Here is a 25,565-nt window from a genome sequence, read left to right as displayed (position 1 = left end):
AATTCGACAGCACGAAGTTCCCGCTGCCGCACGGCGGCGTCACCGCGACGGAAGGCCTGACCACATGACCTCGCAAGATCTGACCGGCCGCACCGCGATCATCACCGGCGCGTCGCGTGGAATCGGGCTTTCGATCGCCCAGCAGCTGGCGGCCGCGGGGGCCAATGTGGTACTCACCGCGCGCAAGCAGGAGGCCGCCGAGGAGGCCGCCGCCCAGGTGGGCCAGCAGGCCCTCGGCGTCGGCGCGCACGCGGTCGACGAGGACGCCGCGCGGCGCTGCGTGGAGCTCACGCTGGAGCGCTTCGGCAGCGTCGACATCCTGGTCAACAACGCCGGAACCAACCCGGCCTACGGTCCGCTGATCGACCAGGATCACGCCCGTTTCACCAAGATCTTCGATGTCAACCTGTGGGCCCCGCTGTTGTGGACTTCGCTCGTGGTCAAGGCGTGGATGGGCGAGCACGGCGGGGCGATCGTCAACACCGCCTCCATCGGCGGTCTGCATCAATCGCCGGCGATGGGCATGTACAACGCCACCAAGGCCGCGCTGATCCATGTGACCAAGCAACTGGCGCTGGAACTTTCGCCGCGCGTCAGGGTCAACGCCATCGCGCCCGGGGTGGTGCGCACCCGGCTCGCCGAGGCGCTGTGGAAGGACCACGAGGACCCGCTGGCCTCGTCTATCGCGCTGGGGCGCATCGGTGAACCCATCGACGTGGCCGGGGCGGTCGCCTTCCTGGTGTCCGACGCGGCCAGCTGGATCACCGGCGAGACCATGGTGATCGACGGCGGCCTGCTGCTCGGCGCCGCGCAGGGCTTCCAGTCCGCGCCGGGCGGCGGTCAATGACCGCCGTCGATACGGCCGACCTGGACGCACGGGTTCAGGCACTGCTCGACGAGCACGATCCGGCGACCAGCGACCCGCGGGATTTCCTTGGCGCGCAATACGATGCGGGGCTGGCCTGGGTGCACCTGCCGCGCGGCTTCGGCGGGTTGGATCTGCCGCGCACCGCCCAGGAGCGCGTCGATGCCCGGCTGGCCGCCGCCGGTGCGCCGGTGGGCGGCACGCCGAAGAACTACATCGGGATGGGCATGGCCGCGCCGACCATCGCCGCGTTCGGCACCGACGACCAGAAACGAAAGTTTCTGCGCCCCTTGTTCACCGGCGAGCAGATCTACTGCCAACTGTTCAGCGAGCCGGGCGCGGGATCCGACCTTGCCGGGGTGTCGACCCGCGCGGTGCGGGACGCGGATAACCCTCAAGACTGGATTGTCAACGGCCAGAAGGTGTGGACGTCGCAGGCGCAACACGCGCAGATGGCGATCCTGGTGGCCCGCACCGATCCGGCCGTGCCCAAACACGCCGGCCTGACCTACTTTCTCTGCGACATGACGCAGCCCGGCGTCGAGATCCGGCCGTTGCGCCAGATCACCGGCGAGGCCGAATTCAACGAGGTGTTCCTCACCGACGTCCGGGTGCCCGACGCGAATCGGCTGGGCCCGGAGGGCGGCGGCTGGCGGGTCGCGACCACCACCCTGAACAACGAGCGGGTGGCGATCGGTTCCCGCGCCGGGGCGCCGCGGGAAGGCGGCCACATCGGCAAGGTCACCGCCGCATGGCGCGACGAGCCGGCGCTGCGCAACCCCGCCATGCACGATCAACTGATGCGGTTGTGGGTGGAGGCGGAGGTCCTTCGGCTCGCCGGCGAGCGGCTGCGGCAGCAGGCCGCCACCGGTCAGCCGGGCCCGGAGGGCGCCGGCATGAAGGTGGCGTTCGCCAAGCTGGCGCAAGCGATTTCGGGCTTCGAGATCGAGCTGCACGGCGAATCCGGCCTCTACTACGACGACTGGACCATGCGCAGGCCCGAGACGGTCGACCTGACCGGCCGCGGGCCCGGATACCGCTACCTGCGGGCGCGCGGCAACTCGATCGAGGGCGGCACCTCAGAAGTCCTGCGCAACACCATCTCCGAGCGGATCCTGGGCCTGCCGGGCGAACACCGCGTCGACAAGGACGTCGCCTGGAAGGACCTGCCCCGATGAGCGCGCACCCCGCCGACCTGCTGTACTCCGACACCGAGGAGGCGTTGCGGGCCGGCGTGCGCCAGCTGTTCGCCGAGCGGTGTCCGCCCGAAGGCGTGGCAAGCCTGTATAACGCCGAACCGCAGAACTTTTCGGGCGTGTGGCGCACGCTGGCCACCGAGCTGGGCGTTGCCGGCCTGCTGGTTCCGGAGTCGCTGGGCGGCGCCGGCGCGAGCGCCCGCGAGGCCGCGGTGGTCATGGAGGAGATCGGCCGGGCCGTCGCGCCGGTGCCGTTTTTGTCCAGCGCGGTGCTCGCCACCATCGCGCTGCTGCGGGCCGGTGACACCGAGACGGTGTCGGCGCTGGCGCAGGGCGAGCTGACGGCGGCGCTGGTGGTGCCGCTGTCGAGCGCGCCGGGCGACCCGGTCCCGCTGGTCAGCGGCGACTCGGACGGCCTGAGCGGATCGGTTACCGGCGTGACCGGCGCCGACGCCGCCGACGTGCTGGTGGTCCCGGTCGCCGCGCCCGCCGGGCTCGAGCTGCACACCGTCGCCCGCGGCGCGGCGGGGCTGCGGGTTTCCCCGCTGCTCGCGCTGGATATGACCAGACCCCTTGCCGCCGTGTCGTTTTCGGGGACACCGTCGTCGCGCGCCGGCGCGGGCGACGAGCCCGTCATCGAAGCCATCCGAACCGGGGCTGCGCTGCTCGCGTCCGAGCAACTCGGGGTCGCCCAATGGTGCTTCGAGACCACGCTGGAATACGTCCGGCAACGCCGGCAGTTCGGCCGCACGATCGGCTCCTACCAGGCGATCAAGCACCGGTTGGCGGACCTGTGGTTCGAAATCGGCGCGGCGACCGCAGCGGCCCGCTACGCCGCCGACACCTGCGCCCGGGACGGCGCGGACGCGGACGCCGCGGCGGCCATCGCCCAGGCCTACTGCAGCGACGTCGCCGTGCGTGCCGCCGAGGAGTGCATCCAGCTGCACGGCGGCATCGGCATGACCTGGGAATATCCCGCACACCTGTACCTCAAGCGCGCCAAGAGCGACCAGTTGGCATTCGGCACCGCATACCGTCACCGCGCCCGCCTGGCCGAATTGGTGGACCTGCCGGCGTTCTGACGTTGCCACCCGCGGCGCGGGCGCGCGCCGTGCCTGGGCTCGCGGTGATTCTTACCTGCGGGCCCGCCAATGACGGCAAACGGCCCCTCGTTGCGCGGCCGGACGGCGCGCCGAGGATAGAGTTTTGCGACCACCCGGGTGGAAGTGGGAGCGGTGCGATGCGAGTGTTGCTGTCGGCGTACGACTCGCGCGGGGGCGTCGAGCCGCTTGCCGCGCTCGCGCTGCAGCTGCGGACGCTCGGCGTCGACGCGGGGGTGAGCGCGCCGCCGGACGCGGAATTCGTCGAGCTGCTGGCCCGGGTGGACATGCCGGTGCTGCCCTTCGGCGAATCGCTGCGGGCGATGAAGACCGGGACGCTGCCGTCGGAGGAGGACCTCCGCCGGCACCTGGACGCGCTGATCGCCGTGCAGTTCGACACCGTGGCCGCCGCGGCCGAAGGGTGCGACGCGCTGGTGGTGGCCGGTTTCCCGCCGGCGGCGGCCGCCGCCCGCTCGGTGGCCGAACGGCTGGGCATCCACTACGTCTATGTCACCTACCAGCCCACCATCCTGCCGTCGCCGCACCACCCGCCGCCCGCCTACGCCAACGGGCCCTTCCCCCCGGGCATGGTCGACAACCGGGTGCTGTGGCAACTGGATGGCCGGCACATGCAGGAGCTGTTCGGCGCGACGCTCAACGCTCACCGGACCGCCATCGGGCTGGCGCCGCTGGACAACCTGCGCGACTACGCGCTGACCGAATCGCCCTGGCTGGCGACGGACCCGATCCTGGACCCCTGGCGCCAGCCCAGCGACCTCGACGTGGTCCAGACCGGCGCGTGGCTGCTGCCCGACGAACGGCCCCTGCCGGCCGAACTGGTGGCATTCCTGGACGCGGGAACGCCGCCGGTCTATGTGGGCTTCGGCAGCATGCCCATGCGCGCCTCCCACGACGTCGCCGGGGTCGCCATCGACGCGATCCGCGCGCAGGGCCACCGCGTCCTGGTGTCCCGCGGCTGGGCGGAGCTGACCCCGATCGACGACGGGGCCGATTGCATGGGCGTCGGCGACGTCAACCACCAGGCGCTGTTCACCCAGGTCGCCGCCGTTGTACACCACGGCGGGGCGGGAACCACCACGACGGCCGCCCGGGCCGGCGCGCCGCAGGTGGTGGTGCCGCAGGGGGCCGATCAGCCCTACTGGGCGGGCCGGGTGCGCGACCTGGCCATCGGCGCCGCCCACGACGGTCCGGCCCCGACCACCGAGTCGCTGTCGGCCGCACTCAAGGCGGTGCTGACCGAGCGGACCCGCGAGCGGGCGCGCTCCGTGGCGGCGACGATCCGCACGGACGGGGCGGCCGTGGCCGCGACCGTGCTGCGGGCGGCGCTAACGCGGTAGCGCCGAGGCGAACACCTGCGTCATCGCGTCCCAATGCCGCTCGGCCGCCGCGGCGTCATAGGGCCCGTTGTCCGGGACCGCGAAACCGTGGCCGGCCGAATACCACTCGATCGTGTGCTCGACGCCGGCCGCCGTCAGCGCCTTGTCGAGTTGCTCGGCGTGATCGGCGGTGAACGACGCGTCGTTCTGGGCGCCGCCCACGTACACCGTGGCGGTCATCCGGTCGGCAAGCAGGTGTGGGCTGTCCTCGGTGTCGGTCACCAGGCCGCCGCCGTGGAAGGACGCCGCGGCGGCCACCCGCTCGGGCACCCGGCCGGCCACCATGAGCGACGTCCGGCCGCCCATGCAATAACCGCACACCCCGAACCGCTCGCCCAGCACCTCGGGGCGGGCGGCCAGGTAGTCGAAGAACGCGGTCGCGTCGGCGGCCATCCGGTCCGGGGTGACGCTGCCGATCATCGAGAACAGGCGCCCGCGTTCCTTCTTGTCGCTGAAGACCGTCGCCATGTCGAACGGCGCCCAGTCCGGGGTGCGGTAGTAGACATCCGGCAGCAGCACGGCGTAACCGAACCCGGCCAGCTTGGCGGCCATCTGCTCGAACGTGTCACGCACGCCGCCGGCGTCGGGATACATGACCACCCCGGGCCAGGGGACTTGCGATTCGGGGCCGTCGGGGGTGAACAGGTGCACCGTGCAGGTGCCATCGGGTGTGGTGACGACGTCGATGATGTTCGGCATGGCACCCGTTCTACTCCGCGGGCCTAGACGTATTCTGACGGCGTGCCGATCCCGACTCCCTACGAGGACCTGCTTCGCCTGGTGCTCGAGCAGGGAACGGCCAAATCCGACCGCACCGGCACCGGGACCCGCAGCCTGTTCGGTCAGCAGCTGCGCTATGACCTCTCGGCCGGCTTCCCGCTGCTCACCACCAAAAAGGTGCACCTGAAATCGGTGATCTACGAGCTGCTGTGGTTTTTGCGCGGCGACTCCAACGTCGGCTGGCTGCACCAGCACGGGGTCACCATCTGGGACGAATGGGCAAGCGACACAGGCGATCTCGGGCCGATCTACGGCGTGCAGTGGCGATCCTGGCCGACGCCTTCGGGCGAGCACATCGACCAGATCAGCGCCGCCCTCGAGCTGCTGCGCACCGACCCCGACTCGCGGCGCATCATCGTGTCGGCGTGGAACGTCGGCCAGATCCCGCAGATGGCGCTGCCGCCGTGTCACGCGTTCTTCCAGTTCTACGTGGCCGACGGGCGGCTGAGCTGCCAGCTCTACCAGCGCAGCGCCGACCTGTTCTTGGGCGTGCCGTTCAACATCGCCAGCTACGCGCTGCTGACGCACATGATGGCCGCCCAGGCCGGCCTGGCCGTCGGCGATTTCGTGTGGACGGGTGGGGACTGCCACATCTACGACAACCATGTCGAACAGGTGCGCCTGCAGCTGAGCCGCGATCCCCGGCCCTACCCGGAACTCGTTCTGGCGCAGCGGGACTCGATCTTCGACTACGTCTACGAGGACGTCGTCGTGCAGAACTACGACCCGCACCCGGCGATCAAAGCCCCCGTCGCCGTATGACCGCCGCATGACCGAGGTGGGCCTGGTGTGGGCTCAGTCGAGCTCCGGCGTGATCGGGCGCGGTGGTGACATCCCCTGGAACGTGCCGGAAGATCTGTTGCGGTTCAAAGAGGTGACGATGGGTCACCCGGTGATCATGGGCCGGCGGACGTGGGAGTCGTTACCGGCGAGGGTGCGCCCCCTGCCCGGGCGCCGCAACGTCGTGCTATCCCGCGACACCGGCTTCGTCGCCGACGGGGCGCAGGTGGTCGGATCCCTGGAGGCGGCGCTGGCCCAAGCCGAGGACGAGCCGCGGACCTGGGTCATCGGCGGCGAGCAGATCTATTTGCTGGCCCTGCCGCACGCCACCCGCTGCGAGGTCACCGAGATCGAAATCGATCTGCGCCGCGATGACGACGACGCCCTGGCGCCGACGCTGGACGACACCTGGGTCGGTGAGACGGGGGAGTGGCAGGCCAGCCGCTCGGGGCTGCGGTATCGCTTCCACAGCTACCGGCGGCCCGCCGCGCACCCGGGCGCGCGCCCGGGCTGACCTGACATACTCGGACGCGGGGGTCGGTCGCACAGGGTCAACCAGGCGTTCGAAGAGAGAAGGGGGAATTGGCAGTGATAACCGAACCCGTGAAGACGTTCTCTCGAAAATTCATGGGCTACGACACCGCCGCGGTTGATGCCCACATCGAGATGCTGACCACCAAGCAGCAACTGCTGCTTGACGACGTCGAGAGCCTCCGGGCCCGGCTGCAGGAATCCGCCGATCAGACGGCCGCGCTGCGCAAAGAGGTGGCCGTGCTCACGGATACCTCGCCCTCGCCCCACGCGGTGCAGCAGCGGATGGCGAAAATGCTGAGCCGCGCGGTCGACGAGGTGGCCGAGATGCAGGCCGAGGCGCGCGCCGAAGCGGATGCGGTGATCGCGGCGGCCGAGGCCGAGGCTGAAGCCGCGGAACGAAAGCGCGACGAGGTGCTGGCCGACATGGCCGCGCAGCAAAAAGCCCTGGAAGCCGAGTACGCGGAGACCAAGGAGCGGCTCGACGCGGAACTGGCCGAGATGCGCGCCGAGACCGAATCGGCGATCAAGAAGGCGCGCCAGGAGGCCGAACGCGAGTGCGAGCAGCTGCTCGGCGACGCGAAGAAGGGCGCCGACCATTACCGGGAGAAGGCGCAGCGCGCGGTGGACGAGGCGACGGCGCGGCGCATCAAGATCCTCGAGCAGCTGATGGGCGTCTACCACGACCTCGACGAGGTGCCGAAGGCCCTCGAGGCGGCCTACGCCGAACAAAACGACTCGGGCGACGAGGCCGTGCTGAAACCGCTGGACCGCAAGGTCCGCGCGGGCTGAGTCGCGCTGGCGTGGCCTGCCGGGGTTGTCGCACCCAAGAGGTATTCTCTGCGCCGTGCCAACCCGCAGGCTATCGGCCGACCAAGCCCGCCGGATAGCCGTTGCAGCCCAAGGTTTTACCGAGCCCCGGCCCGGCGGTGAGATCACCCGGGCACACCTGAAGCGGCTGATCTCCAGAATCCAAGTGCTGCAACTGGATTCGGTCTCGGTAGCGGTGCGGGCGCATTACGCCCCGGTGTTCAGCCGGCTCGGCCCCTACGACCGCGACGTGCTCGACCGCGCCGCCTGGGGTCCGCGGTCCGCACGGCTGCTGGCCGAATACTGGGTCCACGAGGCCGCGCTGATGGCCGTCGAGGACTGGCCGCTGTTGCGCTGGCGGATGCGCCAGTATTCCCACGGCCGCTGGGGCACCCACATCGTCAAGGCCAACCCGCAACTCGCCGATAAGATCGTCGCCGCCGTCGCCGAGCTCGGACCGAGCACCGCCGGACAGATCGAGGCCCACCTCGAGGCCGGACCGCGTGGGCCCAAAGGAAGCTGGTGGGGCAACCGCAGCGACACCAAATGGGTGGCCGAGGCCCTGTTCTCCGCCGGGGTGCTCACCACCGCCACGCGGGTGGGCTTCGCCCGCCACTACGACCTGGTGGAGCGGGTGTTGCCGGCCCGCGTGCTGGCCCGCGAGGTCGACGACGACGAGGCGATCCGCGAGCTCACGCTGCGGGCCGCCACCGCGCTGGGCGTGGGCACCGAGGCCGATATCCGCGACTACTTCCGGCTGTCGGCCGCCCAGGTCAAGCCGGCGATCGCCGCGCTGGTGGCCACCGGTGACCTCGAGCCCGTCGACGTCGACGGCTGGTCGGCGCCGGCCTATCTGCGGGCGGGCCGCGCGGTGCCCCGCACCGACCGCGGCACCGCGCTGCTGTGTCCGTTCGACCCGCTGATCTTCTTCCGTCCGCGCGTCGAGCGCCTGTTCGAATTCCATTACCGCATAGAGATTTACACGCCGGCCGCCAAGCGGCAGTACGGCTATTACGTGTGGCCGCTGCTCATGGACGGGCGACTGGTGGCGCGCGTCGACCTCAAGGCCGACCGCGCCGCCGGCACACTGCGGGTCCTCGGCGCGTTCGGGGAACCGGATGCGCCCAGGGATCGCGTCGCCGCGGCGCTGGCCGGTGAGCTTCAATCCATGGCGGCGTGGCTGGGCCTGGGCGGATTCAGCGTCGCCGGGAACGGTGATCTGTCCGGTGAGCTGCGCGCGGCGGCCAAGCGGGCCGGCTGATGGCGGCGTCGACGTCCAGGGAACTCAACGCCACACTGTGGAAGGCGGCCGAGAAGCTGCGCGGCTCCCTGTCGGCCGGCCAGTACAAGGACGTGATCCTGGGGCTGGTGTTCCTGAAGCATGCCTCCGCCTCACACTGGAAAGTGTTGGCGGACAACGTAACCTCCGAAGGCATCGGCCGGCTGGCCGATGAGGCGATGGACGCCGTGATGACGGCGACACCGGCGCTGGCCGGGATGCTGCCCCGGCTGTACGGCAACCTCGACCGGCGTCGCCTCGGTGAGCTGGTGACCGTGCTCGACGGCGCCCGGATCGGTGACCGCGACAGCCGGGCCGGCGACCTGATGGGCGAGGTCTACGAGTACTTCCTGGGCAATTTCGCGCGCGCGGAAGGGCGGCGGGGCGGCGAATTCTTCACCCCGCCCAGCGTCGTGCGGCTGCTCGTCGAGGTGCTCGAACCGACCGGCGGGCGGGTGTATGACCCGTGCTGCGGCTCGGGCGGGATGTTCGTGCAGACCGAGCACTTCGTCGCCGAACGCGACGGTGACCCCGCGAACGTCACCGTCTACGGCCAGGAAAGCGTCGAGCAGACCTGGCGGATGGCGAAACTGAACCTCGCCGTGCACGGCATCGACGGCTCAGATCTGGGCGCCCGGTGCGCCGACACGTTCGTCACCGACCTGCACGCCGGCGTGCAGATGGACTACGTGATGGCCAATCCGCCGTTCAACATCAAGGATTGGGCCCGCGACGAGGAGGACCCGCGCTGGCGCTTCGGCGTTCCGCCCGCCACCAACGCGAATTACGCCTGGATCCAACACATCCTGTCCAAGCTGGCGCCCGGCGGCACGGCCGGTGTGGTGATGGCCAACGGTTCGATGTCGTCGAACGCCATGGGGGAGGGCGACATTCGGGCCCGCATCGTCGAGGCGGATTTGGTGTCGTGTGTGGTCGCATTGCCCGCGCAACTGTTCCGCAGCACCGCGATACCGGTGTGCCTGTGGTTCTTCGCCATGGACAAGGCGCACCGATCCGGGCAGGTGCTGTTCGTCGACGCGCGGGGCATGGGCCAGCTGGTGGATCGCGCCGAGCGCGCACTGACCCGCGACGAGATCGTCCGGATCGCCGATGCCTACCACGGGTGGTCCGGCGCGGCGTCGGCCCTCGCCAAAGGCCTTGCGTATGAGGATGTTCCGGGATTCTGTCGGTCCGTGCCGGTGGACGACATCAGGGCGGCGGGCTACCCGCTGACCCCCGGGCGCTATGTGGATGCGCCGGCCGTGCCGGATGACGGCGAGCCGGCCGCCGACAAGATCGCGCGATTGACCGGCGAGCTGCTGGCCGCGCTGGACGAATCGGCGCGCGCGGACCAAGCGGTGCGCCGTCAGGTGGAGCGGCTGCGGTGAACACCGTCCTGGGCGATCACCTCGATTTTCGCAGCGGAAGCAGCGCGCCCCGGCGGGCGTCCGGCGGAGGGGTCCCCATCTATGGGGCCAACGGCGCGATCGGTTACGCCGCCGAGCACAACGCCAGCGGGCCCGTGATCGTGCTGGGCCGCGTCGGGTCGTACTGCGGCAGCCTGCGCTACTGCGACTCCGATGTCTGGGTCACCGAGAACGCGCTGGTGTGCCGCGCCAAGGACCCCCGAGAGACCCGGTATTGGTACTACGCCCTGCACACCTGCCGGCTGGCCGACCACCGATCCGGGTCGGGGCAGGCCCTGCTCAACCAGAGGATCCTGAACGACGTGTCGGTGCCGACGGTCGCCGCGGGCGAACGGCGTCGGATCGCGGAGGTGCTGGGCGCCCTCGACGACAAGATCGCCGCCAACGACCGGGTGACCGGGGCGGCCGAACGCCTGATGATCGCCCTCGCCGAAGCGGCGCCGGGTCGGGTGCGGCTGTCCAGTTTGGCGAGCCGGTCGACGGTGATCTGCCACGTCAGCGAATTCGACGAGCGCCTCGCCCACTTCAGCCTTCCGGCGTTCGACGACGGCGCGAGACCCCGCCTGGTCGACGCCGCGGCGGTGCGCAGCGCCAAGCTGCTCCTGACGGAGCCCTGTGTGTTGTTCGCCAAGCTGAACCCGAGGATCCCGCGGATCTGGAACGTGCCGAGCCTGCCGTCGCACATGGCGGTGGCCAGCACCGAGTTCGTGGTGCTGCACCCACAGGGCTGCGATTCCTCGGCGCTGTGGTCGGCGCTGCGGCAGCCGGACGTCTCACTGCGGCTGCAGCGGCGGGCCGCGGGGACCTCGGGCAGCCATCAACGGATCCGGCCCGGCGACCTGCTGGACGTGTCGGTCCCCGACGTGCGCCTGCTGAGCCCGGCGGCGTTGCGGACGATCAGCGATCTGGGTGCGCTGTGTCACGCCGGGCGCGCCGAGAGCGCGCGGTTGTCGGCCTTGCGCGATGCGCTGCTGCCGTTGCTGGTCTGCGGGAAGGTGCGGGTCTCCTCGCGCCACTCCGTGGCGCGCATCGTCGCCCGGCTAAGGTGAGCGCCGTGGCCGAGATCGCGCCGCTGCGCGTGCAACTGATCGCCAAGACCGACTTCTTGGCGCCCCCGGACGTGCCATGGGACACCGACGCCGACGGCGGTCCCGCGCTGGTCGAGTTCGCGGGCCGGGCCTGCTACCAGAGCTGGTCGAAGCCCAACCCCAAGACCGCGACCAACGCCGGCTACATCAAACACATCATCGACGTCGGGCACTTTTCGGTGCTCGAGCACGCGAGCGTGTCGTTCTACATCACCGGCATCTCCCGATCGTGCACCCACGAGCTGATCCGGCATCGGCACTTCTCGTATTCGCAGCTGTCGCAGCGCTACGTCCCCGAGAAGGACTCGCACGTGGTCGTGCCCCCGGGACTGCAGGACGACCCGGAACTGCAGCAGATCCTGGCCGCGGCCGCCGACGCCAGCCGTGCCACCTACACCGAGCTGCTGACCAAACTGGAAGCCAAGTTCGCCGATCAACCCAGCGCCGTCTTGCGGCGCAAGCAGGCCCGCCAGGCCGCCCGCGCCGTGCTGCCCAACGCAACCGAGACCCGCATCGTGGTGACCGGCAACTACCGGGCGTGGCGCCACTTCATCGCGATGCGCGCCAGCGAGCACGCCGACGTGGAAATCCGCCGGCTGGCCATCAAATGCCTGCGCCAGCTCTCGGGTGTGGCGCCCGCGGTGTTCGCCGACTTCGAGATCTCCACCCTGGCCGACGGCACGGAGGTCGCGACCAGCCCGCTGGCGACCGAAGCCTGACGCGAAGTCGCGCGACGGCGCGTCTACGCGGGTGCTAAATACCTTGCTGGGGCCAGGTAACCTGAACACCGTGAGCACCGCCGGATTCGACGCCCCAGCGCGGCTGGGAACCGTGCTGACCGCGATGGTCACACCGTTTCGGCCCGACGGCTCCGTCGACACCGCCGCGGCCGCCCAGCTGGCCAATCACCTGATCGACGCGGGCTGCGACGGCCTGGTGATCTCCGGCACCACCGGCGAGTCCCCGACCACCACCGACGACGAGAAGCGAGAGCTGCTGCGCGTCGTGCTGGACGCCGTCGGCGACCGGGCCCGCGTCATCGCCGGCGCCGGCACCTACGACACCGCCCACAGCGTCCGGCTGGCCAAGGCCTGCGCGGCCGAGGGCGCCCACGGGCTGCTGGTGGTCACGCCGTACTACTCCAAGCCGCCGCAGAGCGGGTTGATCGCCCACTTCACCACCGTCGCCGACGCGACCGACCTGCCGGTGCTGCTCTACGACATCCCGCCGCGCTCGGTGATACCGATCCAGCCCGACACCATCCGCGCGCTGGCCGCCCACCCGAACATCGTCGGGATCAAGGACGCGAAGGCCGACCTGCACAGCGGGGGCCAGATCATCGCCGAGACCGGACTGGCCTACTACTCCGGCGACGACGCGCTGAACCTGCCGTGGCTGGCCATGGGTGCGACCGGCTTCATCAGCGTGATCTCGCACGTGGCCGCGGGGCAGCTGCGGGAGATGTTGTCCGCCTTCAGCTCCGGGGACATCGCCACCGCCCGCAAGATCAACGCCACCGTCGCCCCGCTGTGCGACGCGATGGCCCGGCTGGGCGGGGTGACCATGTCCAAGGCCGGCCTGCGCCTGCAGGGCATCGACGTCGGCGATCCGCGGTTGCCCCAAATGCCCGCCACGCCAGAACAACTCGAGGCGTTGGCCGCCGATATGCGTGCGGCGTCAGTGCTGCGGTGACCCGAGGAGTTTCCGAGAAGTGGATGTAGACCTCGCCCCGCCAGGCCCCTTGGCCACGGGAGGGTTGCGGGTCACCGCTCTTGGCGGCATCAGCGAAATCGGCCGCAACATGACGGTTTTCGAGCACCTGGGCCGGCTGCTGATCATCGACTGCGGGGTGATGTTCCCCACCCACGACGAGCCCGGGGTCGATCTGATCCTGCCGGATCTGCGCCACATCGAAGACCGGCTCGACGACATCGAGGCGCTGGTGCTCACCCACGCCCACGAGGACCACATCGGCGGCATTCCCTTCCTGCTCAAGCTGCGCCCCGACATCCCGGTCGTCGGTTCGAAGTTCACGCTGGCGCTGGTCGCGGCGAAATGCCGCGAGCACCGCCTCAAGCCGGTGTTCGTCGAGGTGGCCGAGGGCCAGAAGAGCAGTCACGGCGTGTTCGAATGCCAGTACTTCGCCGTCAACCACTCCATCCCCGACGCGCTGGCGATCGCCGTACACACCGGTGCCGGAACGGTTCTGCACACCGGTGACATCAAGCTCGACCAGCTTCCCCTGGACGGCCGCCCCACCGACCTGCCCGGCATGTCCCGGCTCGGTGACGCAGGGGTGGACCTGTTCCTGTGTGATTCGACCAATGCCGAGCACCCGGGCGTCGGCCCGTCGGAAAGCGAAGTGGGCCCGACGCTGCACCGGCTGATCCGCGGCGCCGAAGGCCGCGTCATCGTGGCATGCTTTGCCTCCAACGTCGACCGCGTGCAGCAAATCATCGACGCCGCAGTCGCATTGGGCCGGCGGGTCTCGTTCGTCGGCCGATCCATGGTGCGCAACATGGGCATCGCCCGCGAACTCGGGTTCCTGCGGGTGGCCGACTCGGACGTGATCGACATCGGCGCCGCCGAGATGATGCCGCCCGAGCAGGTGGTGCTGATCACCACCGGCACGCAGGGCGAACCGATGTCGGCGTTGTCGCGGATGTCGCGCGGCGAGCACCGCAGCATCACCCTGACCGCCGGTGACCTGGTGGTGCTGGCGTCGTCGCTGATCCCGGGCAACGAGGAGGCGGTCTACGGCGTCATCGACGAGCTCGCCAAGATCGGTGCCCGCGTCGTCACCAATGCCCAAGCGCGCGTGCATGTTTCGGGGCACGCCTACGCCGGGGAATTGTTGTTCCTGTACAACGGGATTCGGCCGCGCCACGTCATGCCCGTGCACGGGACCTGGCGCATGCTGCGCGCCAACTCCAAACTCGCGGCCCGCACCGGCGTGCCGGAGGAGTCGATCCTGCTGGCCGAGAACGGCGTGAGCGTCGACCTGGTGGCGGGCAAGGCCTCCATCGCCGGCGCGGTGCCGGTGGGCAAGATGTTCGTCGACGGCCTGATCAACGGCGACGTCGGCGACATCACCCTGGGCGAGCGGCTCATCCTGTCGTCGGGCTTCGTGGCGGTGACCGTCATCGTCACCCGCGGCACCGGTCGCCCGGTCGCCCCGCCGCACCTGCAATCGCGCGGATTCTCCGAGGACCCCAAGGCGCTCGAACCCGCCGTGCGCCGGGTCGAGGCCGAACTGGAAGCGCTTGCGGCCGAGAACATCACCGATCCGGGCCGCATCGCTCAGGGCGTGCGGCGCACCGTCGGCAAGTGGGTGGGCGAGACCTACCGCCGCCAGCCGATGATCGTGCCGACCGTCATCGAGGTCTGAACTCGGCGTCTGGGCCGCGAAACTTAACTCATTGCGGTGATGACCGGCGTGTCATCGCAGATGTTTAAGTGTCGCGGAGGATCGCTGCACTCAGATCTTCTCGGCGTAGGCCGACCACTCCAGTTGCGAGGCCTTGAGTTTGCGGCCGGTGGGCTCGACGTAGCGCTGTACGAGCTCGTCGGGACCGGCCTGCTCCACCAGCTGCCAGCCGTATTCGCCGAGGAACGCGGCCACCTCGTCGGGCTGCAGACCGAAATGCCACAGTTGCCGCCGCTGGCGCACGGTGCGGTACAGGGTGCGGGTGCCATACCGGTTGGTGCCGTCGATGAAATCCCTACGCACATAGGTGAACACCAACCGGCTGCCGGGCGCGGTCGCTCGCAGCCCGTCCAGGGTGCGCCGCACGGTCGCCTCGGTGAGGTACTGGGTGACGCCCTCGCAGATGAAGAACACCCGGTAATCGGTGCGATAACCGTGCTCGGCCAGCGCGGTGAGCAGGTCGTCATGCTCGAGGTTCAACGCCACCAACCGAACCGACAGCGGCAGCTCGCCGAGCACCCGGCGGACCGTCTTGAACTTGCGCGCGACGTTCACCGGCAGATCGACCTCGAACACCGGGATGCGGACCCGCCGCGTCAGCAGGTAGGCGCGGGTGTCCAGGCCCGCGCCGAGGATGACGACGGCGTTGATGTCGTCGAGCGACTCCTTGAGCTTGTCGGCGATAAAACGCTTGCGGCAGGCCAGGTTTGCCCACAAGCCCGGACCGGTGAACTCCGAGCCGCGGATCAGCGCCCGGCGCACCGGGGCGAACCGGGTGGCTCCGACCAGCCACCGCAGCGGGGCGGGCAAGAACAGCTCCGCGAAGTCGTCGTCGACCAGGCGGCGGCCGGGCGCCTCGTTCTGCTCGACGGCGGCCAGCACCATCGGACCAAATGCCGTCTGCGCAACCAGGTTTCGGGCCATGGCGGCTACTTGTTCAGGAATCCCGCGTCGACGGGCAGGGTCACGCCGGTGATGTAGCGAGCTTGGTCGGACACCAGCCACGCCACCGCGTTGGCGACGTCCTCGACGTCGAGCACCTCCACCGGCATGGCGTTGCCCATGGCGCCCGGCGTGTCGGTCGCGGCGGCCATCTTCGCCAGCCACTCGCGGGTGAACTCGTTGTTGATCATCGGCGTCTCGACCCCGGACGGATGGATCGAGTTGACCCGAATCATCTGTCCAGCAAGCAGATTCGCATAGACCCGCATCAGCCCGACCACCCCGTGCTTGGCGGCGGCATAGCCGACGGAACCGGCATCGGGGCTGCCGACCCCGGCCAGCCCCGCGCTCGAGCTGATCAGCACGATCGACCCGCCGGTGCCCTGCTTGACCATCGTGGGTATCGCGACCTTGATGGTGTGGTAGACGCCGGTCAGGTTGACGTTGATGACGTCGTGCCAGCCGTCGTCACCGGACTGCATGGGGGCGATGCCGGCGTTGGCCACCACGATGTCCAGCCGGCCGAACTCGTCCAGGCCGGCCTGCAGTGCCGCCGACAGCGATTCGCGGTCGCGGACGTCGCCACGAGAGGCCACGATCCGGGAGCCGGTGTCTTCCACCAGCTTCACGGTGGCCGCCAGGTCTTCGGGCGTGGCCAGGGCGTAGGGCACGCTGGCGATCTGGTCGCACAGGTCGACGGCGATGATGTCCGCGCCGTCGGCGGCCAGCCGCACCGCGTGCGCGCGGCCCTGCCCGCGCGCCGCGCCGGTGATGAAGGCGACCTTGCCCGTCAGGGGCCCTTCGGACGACCTGGCCATCAGGGCCGCAACTGTCCTTTGGCCGGATCGCCCGCCGGGACCGGCTGCAGCATCTTGATGTCGGGCGCCCCGTCCAGGTGCTCGCCAGCCGCGGTGAACATCTTGGTGACCGCCGGTGCGGTGCTGTGCGCCTTGAGCGCCTCGGCGTCGGCCCACTGCTCGACGAAGACGAAGGTCTCGCCCGATTCGTGCACGGCATACAGCTGGCAGCCCGGCTCCTCGTGCACCTCCACGGCCGCGGTTTTGAGGATGTCGCGAACGGTGTCGACCGACTCGGGTTTGACGGTCAAGGTGGCGACGACGACGACGGGCATTGATGGCCTCCTGGGCGCTCCGGGTGGGTGACGAGCACGACTTCTCGCAACCGGATGTCACCCTACTCACGCGATGTGAGGGCCGATTCGGGCCATGCCGGACAAGCCGGGCCGTTACCAGTGTGGCGGGTGGTGTAGATGATGCCGTTGCGACTACGCTTGCCGGCATGCCCAGTAAGACCGCCGCCCGCTCCGGAAGCCGAACGAGCAGGTCAAAGGCCACATCGCGGCCCAGCCGGTCCCGGGGAGCGCGCCCGGCGGCGCCCCGCAAGAAGTCCGGCAAGCCCGCCAGGCGGCGTAACCAGGCCCCGCTGGTTTCCGCCGGGCTGACCTGCGGTCGCGCCATGCGCGCCATCTGGATGATGGCCGCGCGGGGAACGGGCGGCGCGGCCCGGTCGATCGGGCGCGCCCACGACATCGACCCGGGGCATCGCCGCGATGGCATCGCGCTGCTGCTGCTGGGCTTTTCGGTGGTGGTCGCCGCCAGTTCGTGGTTCCACGCCGCCGGGCCGGTCGGGACGTGGGTCGACACGGCGCTGCGGACCTTCATCGGCGCGGGTGTGCTCGCGCTGCCGGTCGTCACCGCCGCGGTGGCGGTGACGCTGATGCGCACCGAGCCGAACCCCGACGTGCGGCCCCGGCTGATCCTGGGCGCCAGCCTGATCACCCTGTCGGTGCTCGGGTTGCGCCACCTGTGGTCCGGTTCGCCGGGCGACCCCGAGGCGCGCCGCCGCGCGGCCGGTTTCATCGGCTTCGCCATCGGCGGGCCGCTCTCGGACGGGCTCACCCCGTGGATCGCGGCGCCGCTGCTGTTCATCGGCTTCATGTTCGGCCTGTTGCTGCTGACCGGCACCACGATCCGCGAGGTGCCCGTGGTGATGCGCAACCTGTTCCACACCCGGTTCGTCGACGAGGGCTACGACGACGAGCCGTACGACTACGCCGACGAGTTCGACGACTTTGAGGACGCTGCCGCGGCGGACCGCGACGACTACCACGACGAGGCGCCTGCCGTCCCCGACGAGGCGCCGCCGCCGGCCTGGTCACCCGACGACGACGCCCAGGCCGCGCTGCAGGACGACATTCCCACCGTGCCCGAGCCCGCCGTCCAGCCCACGTCGCGGGGCCGCAAGCGCGGGCGGTCGGCGGACAAGCACGACACCGTCGAGCTGGACCGGGTCGTCGAGGGCCCCTACACGCTGCCCTCGCTGAACCTGCTGGTCGCGGGGGACCCACCCAAGAAGCGCAGCGCCGCCAACAACGTCATGGCCGACGCCATCACCGAGGTGCTGACCCAGTTCAAGGTGGACGCCGCCGTCACCGGCTGCACCCGCGGGCCGACCGTCACCCGCTACGAGGTCGAGCTGGGGCCGGGCGTGAAGGTCGAGAAGATCACCGCGCTGCAGAAGAACATCGCCTATGCGGTGGCCACCGAGAGCGTGCGCATGCTGGCCCCGATCCCGGGCAAGTCCGCGGTCGGCATCGAGGTGCCCAACACCGACCGAGAGATGGTGCGGCTGGCCGACGTGCTCACCGCGCCGTCGACCCGGCGCGACCACCACCCGCTGGTGATCGGGCTGGGCAAGGACATCGAGGGCGACTTCATCTCGGCCAACCTGGCCAAGATGCCGCACCTGCTGGTCGCCGGTTCCACGGGATCCGGTAAGTCCAGCTTCGTCAACTCGATGCTGATCTCGCTGCTGGCGCGGGCCACCCCCGAGGAGGTCAGGATGATCCTGATCGACCCGAAGATGGTGGAACTTACGCCTTACGAAGGCATTCCGCACCTGATCACCCCGATCATCACCCAGCCCAAGAAGGCGGCGGCCGCGCTGGCGTGGCTGGTCGAGGAGATGGAGCAGCGCTACCAGGACATGCAGGCCTCCCGGGTGCGCCACATCGACGACTTCAACGAGAAGGTGCGCTCCGGCGCCATCACCGCGCCACTGGGCAGTCAGCGCGAGTACCGGCCCTACCCGTATGTGGTGGCGATCGTCGACGAGCTGGCCGACCTGATGATGACCGCCCCCCGCGACGTCGAGGACGCCATCGTGCGGATCACCCAGAAGGCCCGCGCCGCCGGCATTCACCTGGTGCTGGCCACCCAGCGGCCGTCGGTGGACGTGGTCACCGGGCTGATCAAGACCAACGTGCCGTCGCGGCTGGCGTTCGCCACGTCGTCGCTGACCGACAGCCGCGTCATCCTGGACCAGGCCGGCGCGGAAAAGCTGATCGGCATGGGCGACGGCCTGTTCCTGCCGATGGGCGCGGGCAAGCCGATCCGGCTGCAGGGCGCCTACATCACCGACGAGGAGATCCACGCCGTCGTCACCGCCTGCAAGGACCAGGCCGAACCGGAGTACACCGAGGGCGTCACCGCCGCCAAGCCCACCGGCGAACGCACCGACGTCGACCCCGACATCGGCGACGACATGGACGTGTTCCTGCAGGCAGTCGAGCTGGTGGTATCCAGCCAGTTCGGTTCGACGTCGATGCTGCAGCGCAAGCTGCGCGTCGGCTTCGCCAAGGCCGGCCGGCTGATGGACCTGATGGAGACCCGCGGGATCGTCGGGCCGTCGGAGGGCTCCAAGGCGCGTGAGGTGCTGATCAAGCCCGACGAACTGGCCGGAACGCTGGCGCTGATCCGCGGTGGCAGCGATGCCGACGGATCCGACGAGGACGAGTAGCGGCGATCGCGAGGGCGGCGCAGCCGGGCGATGCGGGTCGCCGCCATCGAGCTAGAGCACCAGCAGCATCCGGGAGTTGCCGAGGATGTTGGGCTTGACGTAGCTGAGGTCCAGGAACTCGGCGACACCGATGTCATACGACCGGCACATCTCCTCGAACACCTCGGCGGTCACGGGCGTGCCCTCGATCTCGGTGAACCCGTGCCGGGCGAAGAACTCGGTTTCGAACGTCAACACGAACAGCCGCTTCAGGGCCAGCTCGCGAGCGACCTCGAGCAGCCGGTCGACGATCGCGTGGCCGATGCCGTGGCCGGTCATCGCCGGATCCACCGCGACGGTGCGGATCTCGCCGAGGTCGGACCACATCACGTGCAGGGCGCCGCAACCGACCACCCGGCCCTCGTGCTCGGCCACCCAGAACTCCTGCACGGCCTCGTACAGCGTCACCAAATTCTTCTCGAGCAGGATCTTTCCGGCGTAGGTGTCGACCAGGTGCTTGATGGCCGGAACATCGGATGTTCGCGCGCGCCGAACCAGCGGCCGATAACGCTCTGGACTTCTGCTCACGGCTAACAGTATCGACATCTCGGACGGCTGTGCTGGTCAACCGTTATTCTGTTGCCGTGTCGGGGCAGCCGCAGACGGGTCCGTTAACCGGACCGCCGGGCCGCGCAAACATCGCCAATCTCGCCAATACGCTGACCCTGTTGCGGCTGGTGCTGGTGCCGGTCTTCCTGCTCGCCCTGTTCGCCGGCGACGGCCGCGAAAGCGGCTTCCGCGTAATCGCTTTCGTCATCTTCGCGATCGCCTGCATCACCGATCGGCTGGACGGCCTGCTGGCCCGCAACTACGGCATGGCGACCGAATTCGGCGCGTTCGTCGATCCGATCGCCGACAAGACGCTGGTGGGCTCGGCGCTGATCGGGCTTTCGATGCTCGGGGAGCTGCCCTGGTGGGTCACGGTGCTGATCCTGACGCGCGAATTCGGGGTGACCGTGCTGCGGCTGGCCGTGATTCGCCGCGGCGTCATCCCGGCCAGCTGGGGCGGCAAACTCAAGACCGTCGTGCAGGTGCTGGCCATCGGCTTGTTCGTGCTGCCCTGGACGGGAACCCCGGGGCCGTTCCGGGTGGTCGCGGCGGTGGTGATGGGCGCGGCGATCGTGCTGACGGTGATCACCGGCATCGACTACGTCGTGTCGACGGTGCGGGAAGTCCGCCGCACGCCCGGTTGATTCTCCGGCCCCGACCGGGAACCAGACCACCGCTCTCGGCGTTCACCTAGTGAGCACCTGCCGCAGCAGTGCGTGCCGCGCAGGGCCGACCGGACGAAGGAGGGCGGGATGGCGCCATTGGTGCGCGAGGTCATCGGCGACGTGCTGCGCGAGGCCCGCACGACACAGGGCCGCACGTTGCGCGAGGTCTCCGATTCGGCGCGGGTGAGCCTCGGCTACCTGTCCGAGGTGGAGCGCGGCCGCAAGGAGCCCTCCAGCGAGCTGCTGAACGCGATCTGCGACGCGCTGGACGTGCCGTTGTCGTCGGTTCTCATCCACGCCGGCGAGCGGATGGCCAGCGAGGAGCGCACGGCCGTCGGCGCGCCCGCGGACGGCGCGAGCGGCACCAGCATCAAGGTCGTCATCCCACCGGTGGCCTCGTTGGCGTTGGCCTGAGCGCCGGGCACCGATCCCGCGTAAGGGGTGGGGCGATCGGCGCCGACCCACTAAATTGAGCGACAGGCGCAGAGCCCTCAGGCCCACCCGGGGATCCTCAAGAAGCGAAGGCGGAGCTAACTCATGGCCAATCCGTTCGTCAAGGCGTGGAAGTACCTCACGGCGCTGTTCAACGCCAAGATCGACGAGCACGCCGACCCCAAAGTGCAGATCCAGCAGGCCATCGAGGAAGCGCAACGCACGCACCAGGCGCTGACCCAGCAGGCCGCGCAGGTCATCGGCAACCAGCGGCAGCTGGAGATGCGGCTCAACCGTCAGCTGGCGGACGTGGAGAAGCTGCAGGTCAACGTGCGTCAGGCGTTGACGCTGGCCGACCAGGCCACCGCCGCCGGGGACGCCGCCAAGGCGACCGAGTACAACAACGCCGCCGAGGCGTTCGCCGCCCAGCTGGTGACCGCCGAGCAGAGCGTCGAAGACCTCAAGACGCTGCACGACCAGGCGCTGGGCGCGGCCGCGCAGGCCAAGAAGGCCGTCGAGCAGAACGCCATGGTGCTGCAGCAGAAGATCGCCGAGCGCACCAAGCTGCTGAGCCAGCTCGAGCAGGCCAAGATGCAGGAGCAGGTGAGCGCCTCGCTGCAGTCGATGAGCGATCTCGCCGCCCCCGGCAACGTGCCCAGCCTCGACGAGGTGCGCGACAAGATCGAGCGACGGTACGCCAACGCGATCGGGGCCGCCGAGCTCGCGCAGGGGTCGGTGCAGGGCCGGATGCTCGAGGTCGAGCAGGCCGGGGTGCAGATGGCCGGTCATTCCCGGCTCGAGCAGATTCGCGCCTCGATGCGCGGGGAGGCCCTGCCGACCGGCGGGACGCCGGCCGCGGGGACGACGCCCGCGCCCGCGGAGAGCGCTGGCGGCTCGGTGACCGAGAAGCCACTTGGCCAGTAGCCGAAGCGTCATGGCGGTGAAGGCGTCGCGGCCCGGTCCGTGGCGCGCGTTCCTGCACCGCGGACTGGCCACCGCCGCCGACCTGTCCGACCTGGTGGCCCGCAAGCTCAGCGCGGCCGCGGACCCGCGCGCACGCCAGTTGCGGCGCCGTCGTCGCGCGCTGCGCTGGGGCCTGATCTTCAGCGCGGGCTGTGTGTTCTGGGCGGCGGTGACGATGCTGCTGGCGGCCTGGGGCTGGTTCGCGCTGCTGCTCGAAATCACCGGCGGCGTCGCGGTGTTCATGGCGATCCCGGCGACGCTGTTGCTGCTTCGCTATCGCTGGCTGCGCTCCGAGCCGCTGCCGGTGCCGCGGGCCACCACCGGGCGCCGGCTGCCGCCGCCGGGTTCGGCGGCGCGCCCGGCGATGTACGCGCTGGGCGCCTCCGAGCGTGGATTTTCCTCCCTGGTGGCGGTGATCGAGCGGGGCGCGATGTTGCCGGCCGCCGAGATCCGCGACCTGACCGCCGCCGCCACCAGAACCTCGGCCGCCATGGCGTCCACCGCCGCGCAGGTGGTGTCGATGGAGCGGGCGGCCGAAGCCAGCGCGGAATCGCGGACGTATCTGGTGCCCACCATCAACGCGTTCACCGCCCAGCTGTCTGCGGGCGTTCGCCAATACAACGAAATGGTCACCGCGGCAGCGCAATTGGTGTCCTCGGCGAACGGCGACGGATCGGCCGCGTCGCAGCACTACCGCGCGGAGCTGGCCGGGGCGACGGACCGGCTGCTCGGTTGGGCGCAGGCCTTCGACGAACTCGGCGGGCTGCGGGGAACCGGCTAGTCGCCGAGAAGCGTTGTCAGAACGTCGCTTTCAGCGACGGCACCAACAGCGCCGCCAGGCCGCGCGCGGTGGCCTTGAGCATGTCGAAGAAGTCAAAGTAATCCCGCCACAACGTGATTCGCCCGTTCTGGACCTCGAACACGCCGCACACCCAGAACTGCAGACGCAGCGGGCCGAAGATCAGCGCGTCGGTGCGTTCGGTCAGCACCGCGCCGCCGTCGGCCGCGATGCGGTGGATCTTCACCTCGAAGGCCGCGCGGCCCTCCATCTGGCGAAACAGTTTGATGGCCCTGGCCCGGCCATGGATGGTGGGCAGGCCGACGTTCTCGTAGACGAGGTCGTCGGCCAGCGCGGCGCCCGCGGCGTCGTAATCCGCCTCCTGCAGCGCGTTCAGGAAGCCTTCGACCGTACGGGTGTTCGCAACGGTTGTCCCAGTCAGCTCGGTCATCTTGTCAGCGTAGGCGCGTGGCCGCGGGGCGCTATGGCAGGGTGAGCACGATGCGCGTCGCCGTGGTCGCCGGGCCGGATCCCGGGCATTCGTTCCCGGCGATTGCGCTGTGCCAACGCTTCGCCGAAGCCGGTGACGAACCCACGATCTTCACCGGCGCCGAATGGCTCGACGCCGCCCGCGGCGCCGGCATCGACGCCGTCGCGCTGGACGGGCTGGCCGCCACCGACGACGAAGTCGACGCCGGCGCCAGGATTCACCGGCGCGCCGCGCGGATGGCGGTACTCAACGTGCCCGCGCTGCGCGAACTCGCGCCCGACCTGGTGGTGTCCGACGTCATCACCGCCGGCGGCGGCATGGCCGCCGAACTGCTCGGCATCCCGTGGATCGAGCTCAACCCGCACCCGCTGTACCTGCCGTCGAAAGGCCTGCCGCCGATAGGCAGTGGGCTGGCGCCGGGCACCGGCATCCGGGGCCGGCTGCGCGACGCCACCATGCGCGCGCTGACGGCGCGGTCCTGGCGGGCCGGGCTGCGGCAACGGTCGGCTTCCCGCGTCGAGATCGGCCTGCCGGCCCGCGATCCCGGGCCGCTGCGGCGGCTGATCGCGACGCTGCCCGCGCTGGAGGTCCCCCGCCCGGACTGGCCGGCCGAGGCCGTCCTGGTCGGGCCGTTGCACTTCGAACCGACCGACCGCGTCCTCGAGGTTCCGGCCGGCTCCGGGCCGGTGGTGGTCATCGCGCCGTCGACCGCACTGATCGGGACGGAAGGCCTGGCCGAAGTCGCGTTGGAGTGCTTGACGCCGGGGGAGACGATGCCGGCGGGCTCGCGCCTGCTGGTGTCGCGGCTGGACGGACCGGAGCTCGCGGTGCCGCCGTGGGCGGCGGTCGGGCTGGGGCGTCAGGACGAGCTGCTCGCGCACGCCGACCTGGTGATCTGCGGCGGCGGCCACGGCATGGTGGCCAAGACGCTGCTGGCCGGCGTGCCGCTGGTGGTGGTGCCCGGCGGCGGCGACCAGTGGGAGATCGCCAACCGGGTGCTGCGCCAGGGCAGCGCGCGGCTGATCCGCCCGCTGACCGCCGACGCGTTGGTGGCCGCGGTCAACGAGGTGCTGTCGTCGCCCCGCTACCGGGCCGCGGCGCAGGCCGCGGCCGCCGGCATCGCCGACGTCGCCGATCCGGTCCGGGTGTGCCGCGACGCGCTTGCGGTGGCCGGATGAACCGCGGCGCCCCGGGCCGGTGGCCCTATGCTTCGGCGGGAGGCACTCGATGAGGATCATCACGACAATCGCCGCCGGCACCCTGCTGGCCGGCTCGCTGGGCGGCGCCGCCGTCGCGCACGCCGACAGTCCCGAGGAACAGCAGGCCTGCCAGTTGCTGGACGATCCGGCCGCCGCGCAACAGGGACTCGCTCCGGCCGAATACACCTTCATGCAATTGCGGGCCACCATGTCGGCCCAACGCGCGCGCGACATCATGTCGATTGCGGTCCAGGAGGACTGCCCGAATCACATCGTCGATCTGCCGGCCAGCTGGAGGTAGGCGGGCCGCCCGCTCAGGTGTCCGATCCATGTGCGCTGGGTATGTTGACTGGCGTGCGGCTAACGGAGTTTCACGAGCGGGTGGTGCTGCGCTTCGGCACCACGTACGGGTCTTCGGTCCTGGTGGATCACGTGCTGAGCGGCTTCGGCGGGCGCACCGCCGCCCAGGCCATCGAGGCCGGCATCGAGCCGCGCGACGTGTGGCGGGCGTTGTGCGTCGACTTCGACGTGCCGCGCGAACAGTGGTGATCGCCGCGCGCTATTCGTAGTTATTCGTAGTTATTCGTAGGCCGGGTAGCCGTTCTGCCGCAGCACGGTGGCCAGGTGCACGGCGTTGCGCGCCGCATTTCCGGTGGCCGACGCGACCGGCTCGGGGACGCCGTCGAGGTCGGTGTAGTCGGTGCCCTGCATCGCCTCGCCGTTCCAGTAGGTGCAGCCCTGCGCGGCGATCGAGAACCCGATGTCGTTGAGCGCCTGAAACAGGTCGGCCACGATCTTGTGCGCCCCGTCCTCGTTGCCCACGACCGCGGCCAGCGCCACCTTGCCCACCATCGCCGGTCGGCCCGCGTCGTCGGTGTCGGACAGCTCGGCATCGAGGCGCTCCAGGACGCGCTGGGCGACGCTGGACATGTGGCCGACCCAGGTGGGCGTCGACACGATGACGATGTCCGCCGATTTGATCTTGTCCAGCAGCGCCGGCCACTCGTCG

The 25,565-nt window shown here is 70.1% G+C and carries 28 protein-coding genes; 21 read left to right on the top strand and 7 right to left on the bottom strand.

What is annotated here, in order from left to right; translation table 11 throughout:
- The first annotated feature begins 64 nt into the window (after nt 1-64).
- The 4 genes from A5622_RS15515 to A5622_RS15500 all read left to right on the top strand — a co-directional run bounded on the left by A5622_RS15515 (nt 65) and on the right by A5622_RS15500 (nt 4,519).
- Entirely contained in the window at nt 65-847 is a 783-nt protein-coding gene (locus tag A5622_RS15515) for an SDR family oxidoreductase (protein ID WP_066879671.1), read from the top strand.
- Nucleotides 844-2,043: an acyl-CoA dehydrogenase family protein gene (locus tag A5622_RS15510; protein WP_066860844.1), complete on the top strand. Its 1,200-nt coding sequence runs from the start codon at nt 844-846 to the stop codon at nt 2,041-2,043. Before A5622_RS15515 ends, A5622_RS15510 begins: the two co-directional genes overlap by 4 nt.
- A complete protein-coding gene (locus A5622_RS15505) occupies nt 2,040-3,143 on the top strand; it encodes an acyl-CoA dehydrogenase family protein (RefSeq protein WP_066879668.1) in 1,104 nt (367 codons plus the stop codon). The genes A5622_RS15510 and A5622_RS15505 overlap by 4 nt, the downstream gene beginning before the upstream one ends.
- A gap of 158 nt (nt 3,144-3,301) precedes the next feature.
- Nucleotides 3,302-4,519, top strand: coding sequence for a glycosyltransferase (locus tag A5622_RS15500; protein WP_066879665.1), 1,218 nt, complete (start codon nt 3,302-3,304; stop codon nt 4,517-4,519).
- Here A5622_RS15500 and A5622_RS15495 read toward each other — a convergent pair.
- A complete protein-coding gene (locus tag A5622_RS15495) occupies nt 4,508-5,257 on the bottom strand; it encodes a dienelactone hydrolase family protein (protein WP_066879662.1) in 750 nt (249 codons plus the stop codon). The two genes, A5622_RS15500 and A5622_RS15495, sit on opposite strands and share 12 nt — an antisense overlap.
- Before the next feature lie 42 nt (nt 5,258-5,299).
- On the opposite strand from A5622_RS15495, the gene A5622_RS15490 reads away from it, so the two are divergent.
- The 9 genes from A5622_RS15490 to A5622_RS15450 all read left to right on the top strand — a co-directional run bounded on the left by A5622_RS15490 (nt 5,300) and on the right by A5622_RS15450 (nt 14,641).
- Nucleotides 5,300-6,100, top strand: coding sequence for a thymidylate synthase (locus A5622_RS15490; protein ID WP_066879659.1), 801 nt, complete (start codon nt 5,300-5,302; stop codon nt 6,098-6,100).
- A gap of 7 nt (nt 6,101-6,107) precedes the next feature.
- Entirely contained in the window at nt 6,108-6,632 is a 525-nt protein-coding gene (locus A5622_RS15485; RefSeq protein WP_066879657.1) for a dihydrofolate reductase, read from the top strand.
- A 74-nt stretch (nt 6,633-6,706) separates the two neighbouring features.
- The gene (locus A5622_RS15480; protein ID WP_066860823.1) at nt 6,707-7,441 is read left to right on the top strand and encodes a cell division protein DivIVA; all 735 of its coding nucleotides are present in this window, start codon (nt 6,707-6,709) and stop codon (nt 7,439-7,441) included.
- Between the two features lie 55 nt (nt 7,442-7,496).
- On the top strand, nt 7,497-8,720 hold the full coding sequence (locus tag A5622_RS15475; RefSeq protein WP_066879654.1) for a winged helix-turn-helix domain-containing protein: 1,224 nt from the start codon (nt 7,497-7,499) through the stop codon (nt 8,718-8,720).
- Nucleotides 8,720-10,126 carry a type I restriction-modification system subunit M gene (locus A5622_RS15470; RefSeq protein ID WP_066879651.1) on the top strand — a complete coding sequence of 469 codons (1,407 nt, stop codon included), beginning with the start codon at nt 8,720-8,722 and terminating at the stop codon, nt 10,124-10,126. The genes A5622_RS15475 and A5622_RS15470 overlap by 1 nt, the downstream gene beginning before the upstream one ends.
- A complete protein-coding gene (locus A5622_RS15465; protein ID WP_066860814.1) occupies nt 10,123-11,214 on the top strand; it encodes a restriction endonuclease subunit S in 1,092 nt (363 codons plus the stop codon). The genes A5622_RS15470 and A5622_RS15465 overlap by 4 nt, the downstream gene beginning before the upstream one ends.
- A 5-nt stretch (nt 11,215-11,219) precedes the next feature.
- Nucleotides 11,220-11,972 carry an FAD-dependent thymidylate synthase gene (gene thyX / locus A5622_RS15460; protein WP_066879724.1) on the top strand — a complete coding sequence of 251 codons (753 nt, stop codon included), beginning with the start codon at nt 11,220-11,222 and terminating at the stop codon, nt 11,970-11,972.
- Between the two features lie 70 nt (nt 11,973-12,042).
- On the top strand, nt 12,043-12,945 hold the full coding sequence (gene dapA / locus A5622_RS15455; protein WP_066879648.1) for a 4-hydroxy-tetrahydrodipicolinate synthase: 903 nt from the start codon (nt 12,043-12,045) through the stop codon (nt 12,943-12,945).
- A gap of 19 nt (nt 12,946-12,964) precedes the next feature.
- Nucleotides 12,965-14,641, top strand: coding sequence for a ribonuclease J (locus A5622_RS15450; protein WP_066879645.1), 1,677 nt, complete (start codon nt 12,965-12,967; stop codon nt 14,639-14,641).
- Between the two features lie 90 nt (nt 14,642-14,731).
- On the opposite strand, the gene A5622_RS15445 is transcribed toward A5622_RS15450, so the two are convergent.
- The 3 genes from A5622_RS15445 to A5622_RS15435 are packed head-to-tail and all read right to left on the bottom strand — an operon-like array spanning nt 14,732 to nt 16,754.
- Nucleotides 14,732-15,604, bottom strand: a complete 873-nt coding sequence (locus A5622_RS15445; protein WP_082994603.1) for an SAM-dependent methyltransferase — start codon at nt 15,602-15,604, stop codon at nt 14,732-14,734.
- Nucleotides 15,605-15,609: 5 nt separating this feature from the next.
- Nucleotides 15,610-16,440 carry a mycofactocin-coupled SDR family oxidoreductase gene (locus tag A5622_RS15440; RefSeq protein ID WP_066879642.1) on the bottom strand — a complete coding sequence of 277 codons (831 nt, stop codon included), beginning with the start codon at nt 16,438-16,440 and terminating at the stop codon, nt 15,610-15,612.
- Nucleotides 16,440-16,754 (bottom strand): putative quinol monooxygenase, encoded by a 315-nt coding sequence (locus A5622_RS15435; protein ID WP_066860802.1) that lies wholly within the window; start codon nt 16,752-16,754, stop codon nt 16,440-16,442. The genes A5622_RS15440 and A5622_RS15435 overlap by 1 nt, the downstream gene beginning before the upstream one ends.
- Nucleotides 16,755-16,756: 2 nt before the next feature.
- Here A5622_RS15435 and A5622_RS15430 point away from each other — a divergent pair, with 2 nt between their 5' ends.
- Nucleotides 16,757-19,441, top strand: a complete 2,685-nt coding sequence (locus tag A5622_RS15430; protein WP_156752971.1) for a DNA translocase FtsK — start codon at nt 16,757-16,759, stop codon at nt 19,439-19,441.
- 51 nt (nt 19,442-19,492) lie between these two features.
- On the opposite strand, the gene A5622_RS15425 is transcribed toward A5622_RS15430, so the two are convergent.
- Nucleotides 19,493-20,026: an amino-acid N-acetyltransferase gene (locus tag A5622_RS15425; protein ID WP_066860799.1), complete on the bottom strand. Its 534-nt coding sequence runs from the start codon at nt 20,024-20,026 to the stop codon at nt 19,493-19,495.
- Between the two features lie 38 nt (nt 20,027-20,064).
- On the opposite strand from A5622_RS15425, the gene pgsA reads away from it, so the two are divergent.
- From pgsA to A5622_RS15405, 4 genes are all read left to right on the top strand, one after another.
- On the top strand, nt 20,065-20,673 hold the full coding sequence (gene pgsA, locus A5622_RS15420; protein ID WP_066860946.1) for a CDP-diacylglycerol--glycerol-3-phosphate 3-phosphatidyltransferase: 609 nt from the start codon (nt 20,065-20,067) through the stop codon (nt 20,671-20,673).
- Nucleotides 20,674-20,781: 108 nt separating this feature from the next.
- Nucleotides 20,782-21,108: a transcriptional regulator ClgR gene (gene clgR / locus A5622_RS15415; protein WP_066860796.1), complete on the top strand. Its 327-nt coding sequence runs from the start codon at nt 20,782-20,784 to the stop codon at nt 21,106-21,108.
- A 123-nt stretch (nt 21,109-21,231) separates the two neighbouring features.
- Nucleotides 21,232-22,050: a phage shock protein PspA gene (pspA, locus tag A5622_RS15410; RefSeq protein ID WP_066860793.1), complete on the top strand. Its 819-nt coding sequence runs from the start codon at nt 21,232-21,234 to the stop codon at nt 22,048-22,050.
- Nucleotides 22,051-22,060: 10 nt separating this feature from the next.
- Nucleotides 22,061-22,870 carry a hypothetical protein gene (locus A5622_RS15405; protein WP_066879639.1) on the top strand — a complete coding sequence of 270 codons (810 nt, stop codon included), beginning with the start codon at nt 22,061-22,063 and terminating at the stop codon, nt 22,868-22,870.
- 16 nt (nt 22,871-22,886) lie between these two features.
- Here A5622_RS15405 and A5622_RS15400 read toward each other — a convergent pair whose 3' ends face one another.
- Nucleotides 22,887-23,318 carry a limonene-1,2-epoxide hydrolase gene (locus A5622_RS15400; protein WP_066860787.1) on the bottom strand — a complete coding sequence of 144 codons (432 nt, stop codon included), beginning with the start codon at nt 23,316-23,318 and terminating at the stop codon, nt 22,887-22,889.
- A 50-nt stretch (nt 23,319-23,368) separates the two neighbouring features.
- Here A5622_RS15400 and A5622_RS15395 point away from each other — a divergent pair, with 50 nt between their 5' ends.
- Genes A5622_RS15395 through A5622_RS15385 form a run of 3 tightly spaced genes read left to right on the top strand, consistent with a single transcriptional unit; the run spans nt 23,369 to nt 25,105 of the window.
- Nucleotides 23,369-24,535, top strand: coding sequence for a glycosyltransferase (locus A5622_RS15395; protein ID WP_066879636.1), 1,167 nt, complete (start codon nt 23,369-23,371; stop codon nt 24,533-24,535).
- Nucleotides 24,536-24,584: 49 nt separating this feature from the next.
- A complete protein-coding gene (locus tag A5622_RS15390) occupies nt 24,585-24,857 on the top strand; it encodes a hypothetical protein (RefSeq protein WP_066879634.1) in 273 nt (90 codons plus the stop codon).
- 41 nt (nt 24,858-24,898) lie between these two features.
- Complete coding sequence (locus A5622_RS15385) at nt 24,899-25,105, top strand: DUF3046 domain-containing protein (RefSeq protein ID WP_067023057.1); 207 nt, start codon at nt 24,899-24,901, stop codon at nt 25,103-25,105.
- 30 nt (nt 25,106-25,135) lie between these two features.
- Here A5622_RS15385 and A5622_RS15380 read toward each other — a convergent pair.
- The coding region (locus A5622_RS15380) for a flavodoxin family protein (RefSeq protein WP_066879631.1) at nt 25,136-25,565 on the bottom strand (430 nt) is incomplete at its 5' end.

It is taken from the genome of Mycobacterium sp. 1245801.1, assembly GCF_001673055.1.
GTDB classification, from domain to species: domain Bacteria; phylum Actinomycetota; class Actinomycetes; order Mycobacteriales; family Mycobacteriaceae; genus Mycobacterium; species Mycobacterium europaeum_A.
The sequence above is the reverse complement of the archived record's forward strand: the minus strand, read 5'-3'. Positions and strand labels throughout refer to the sequence as shown.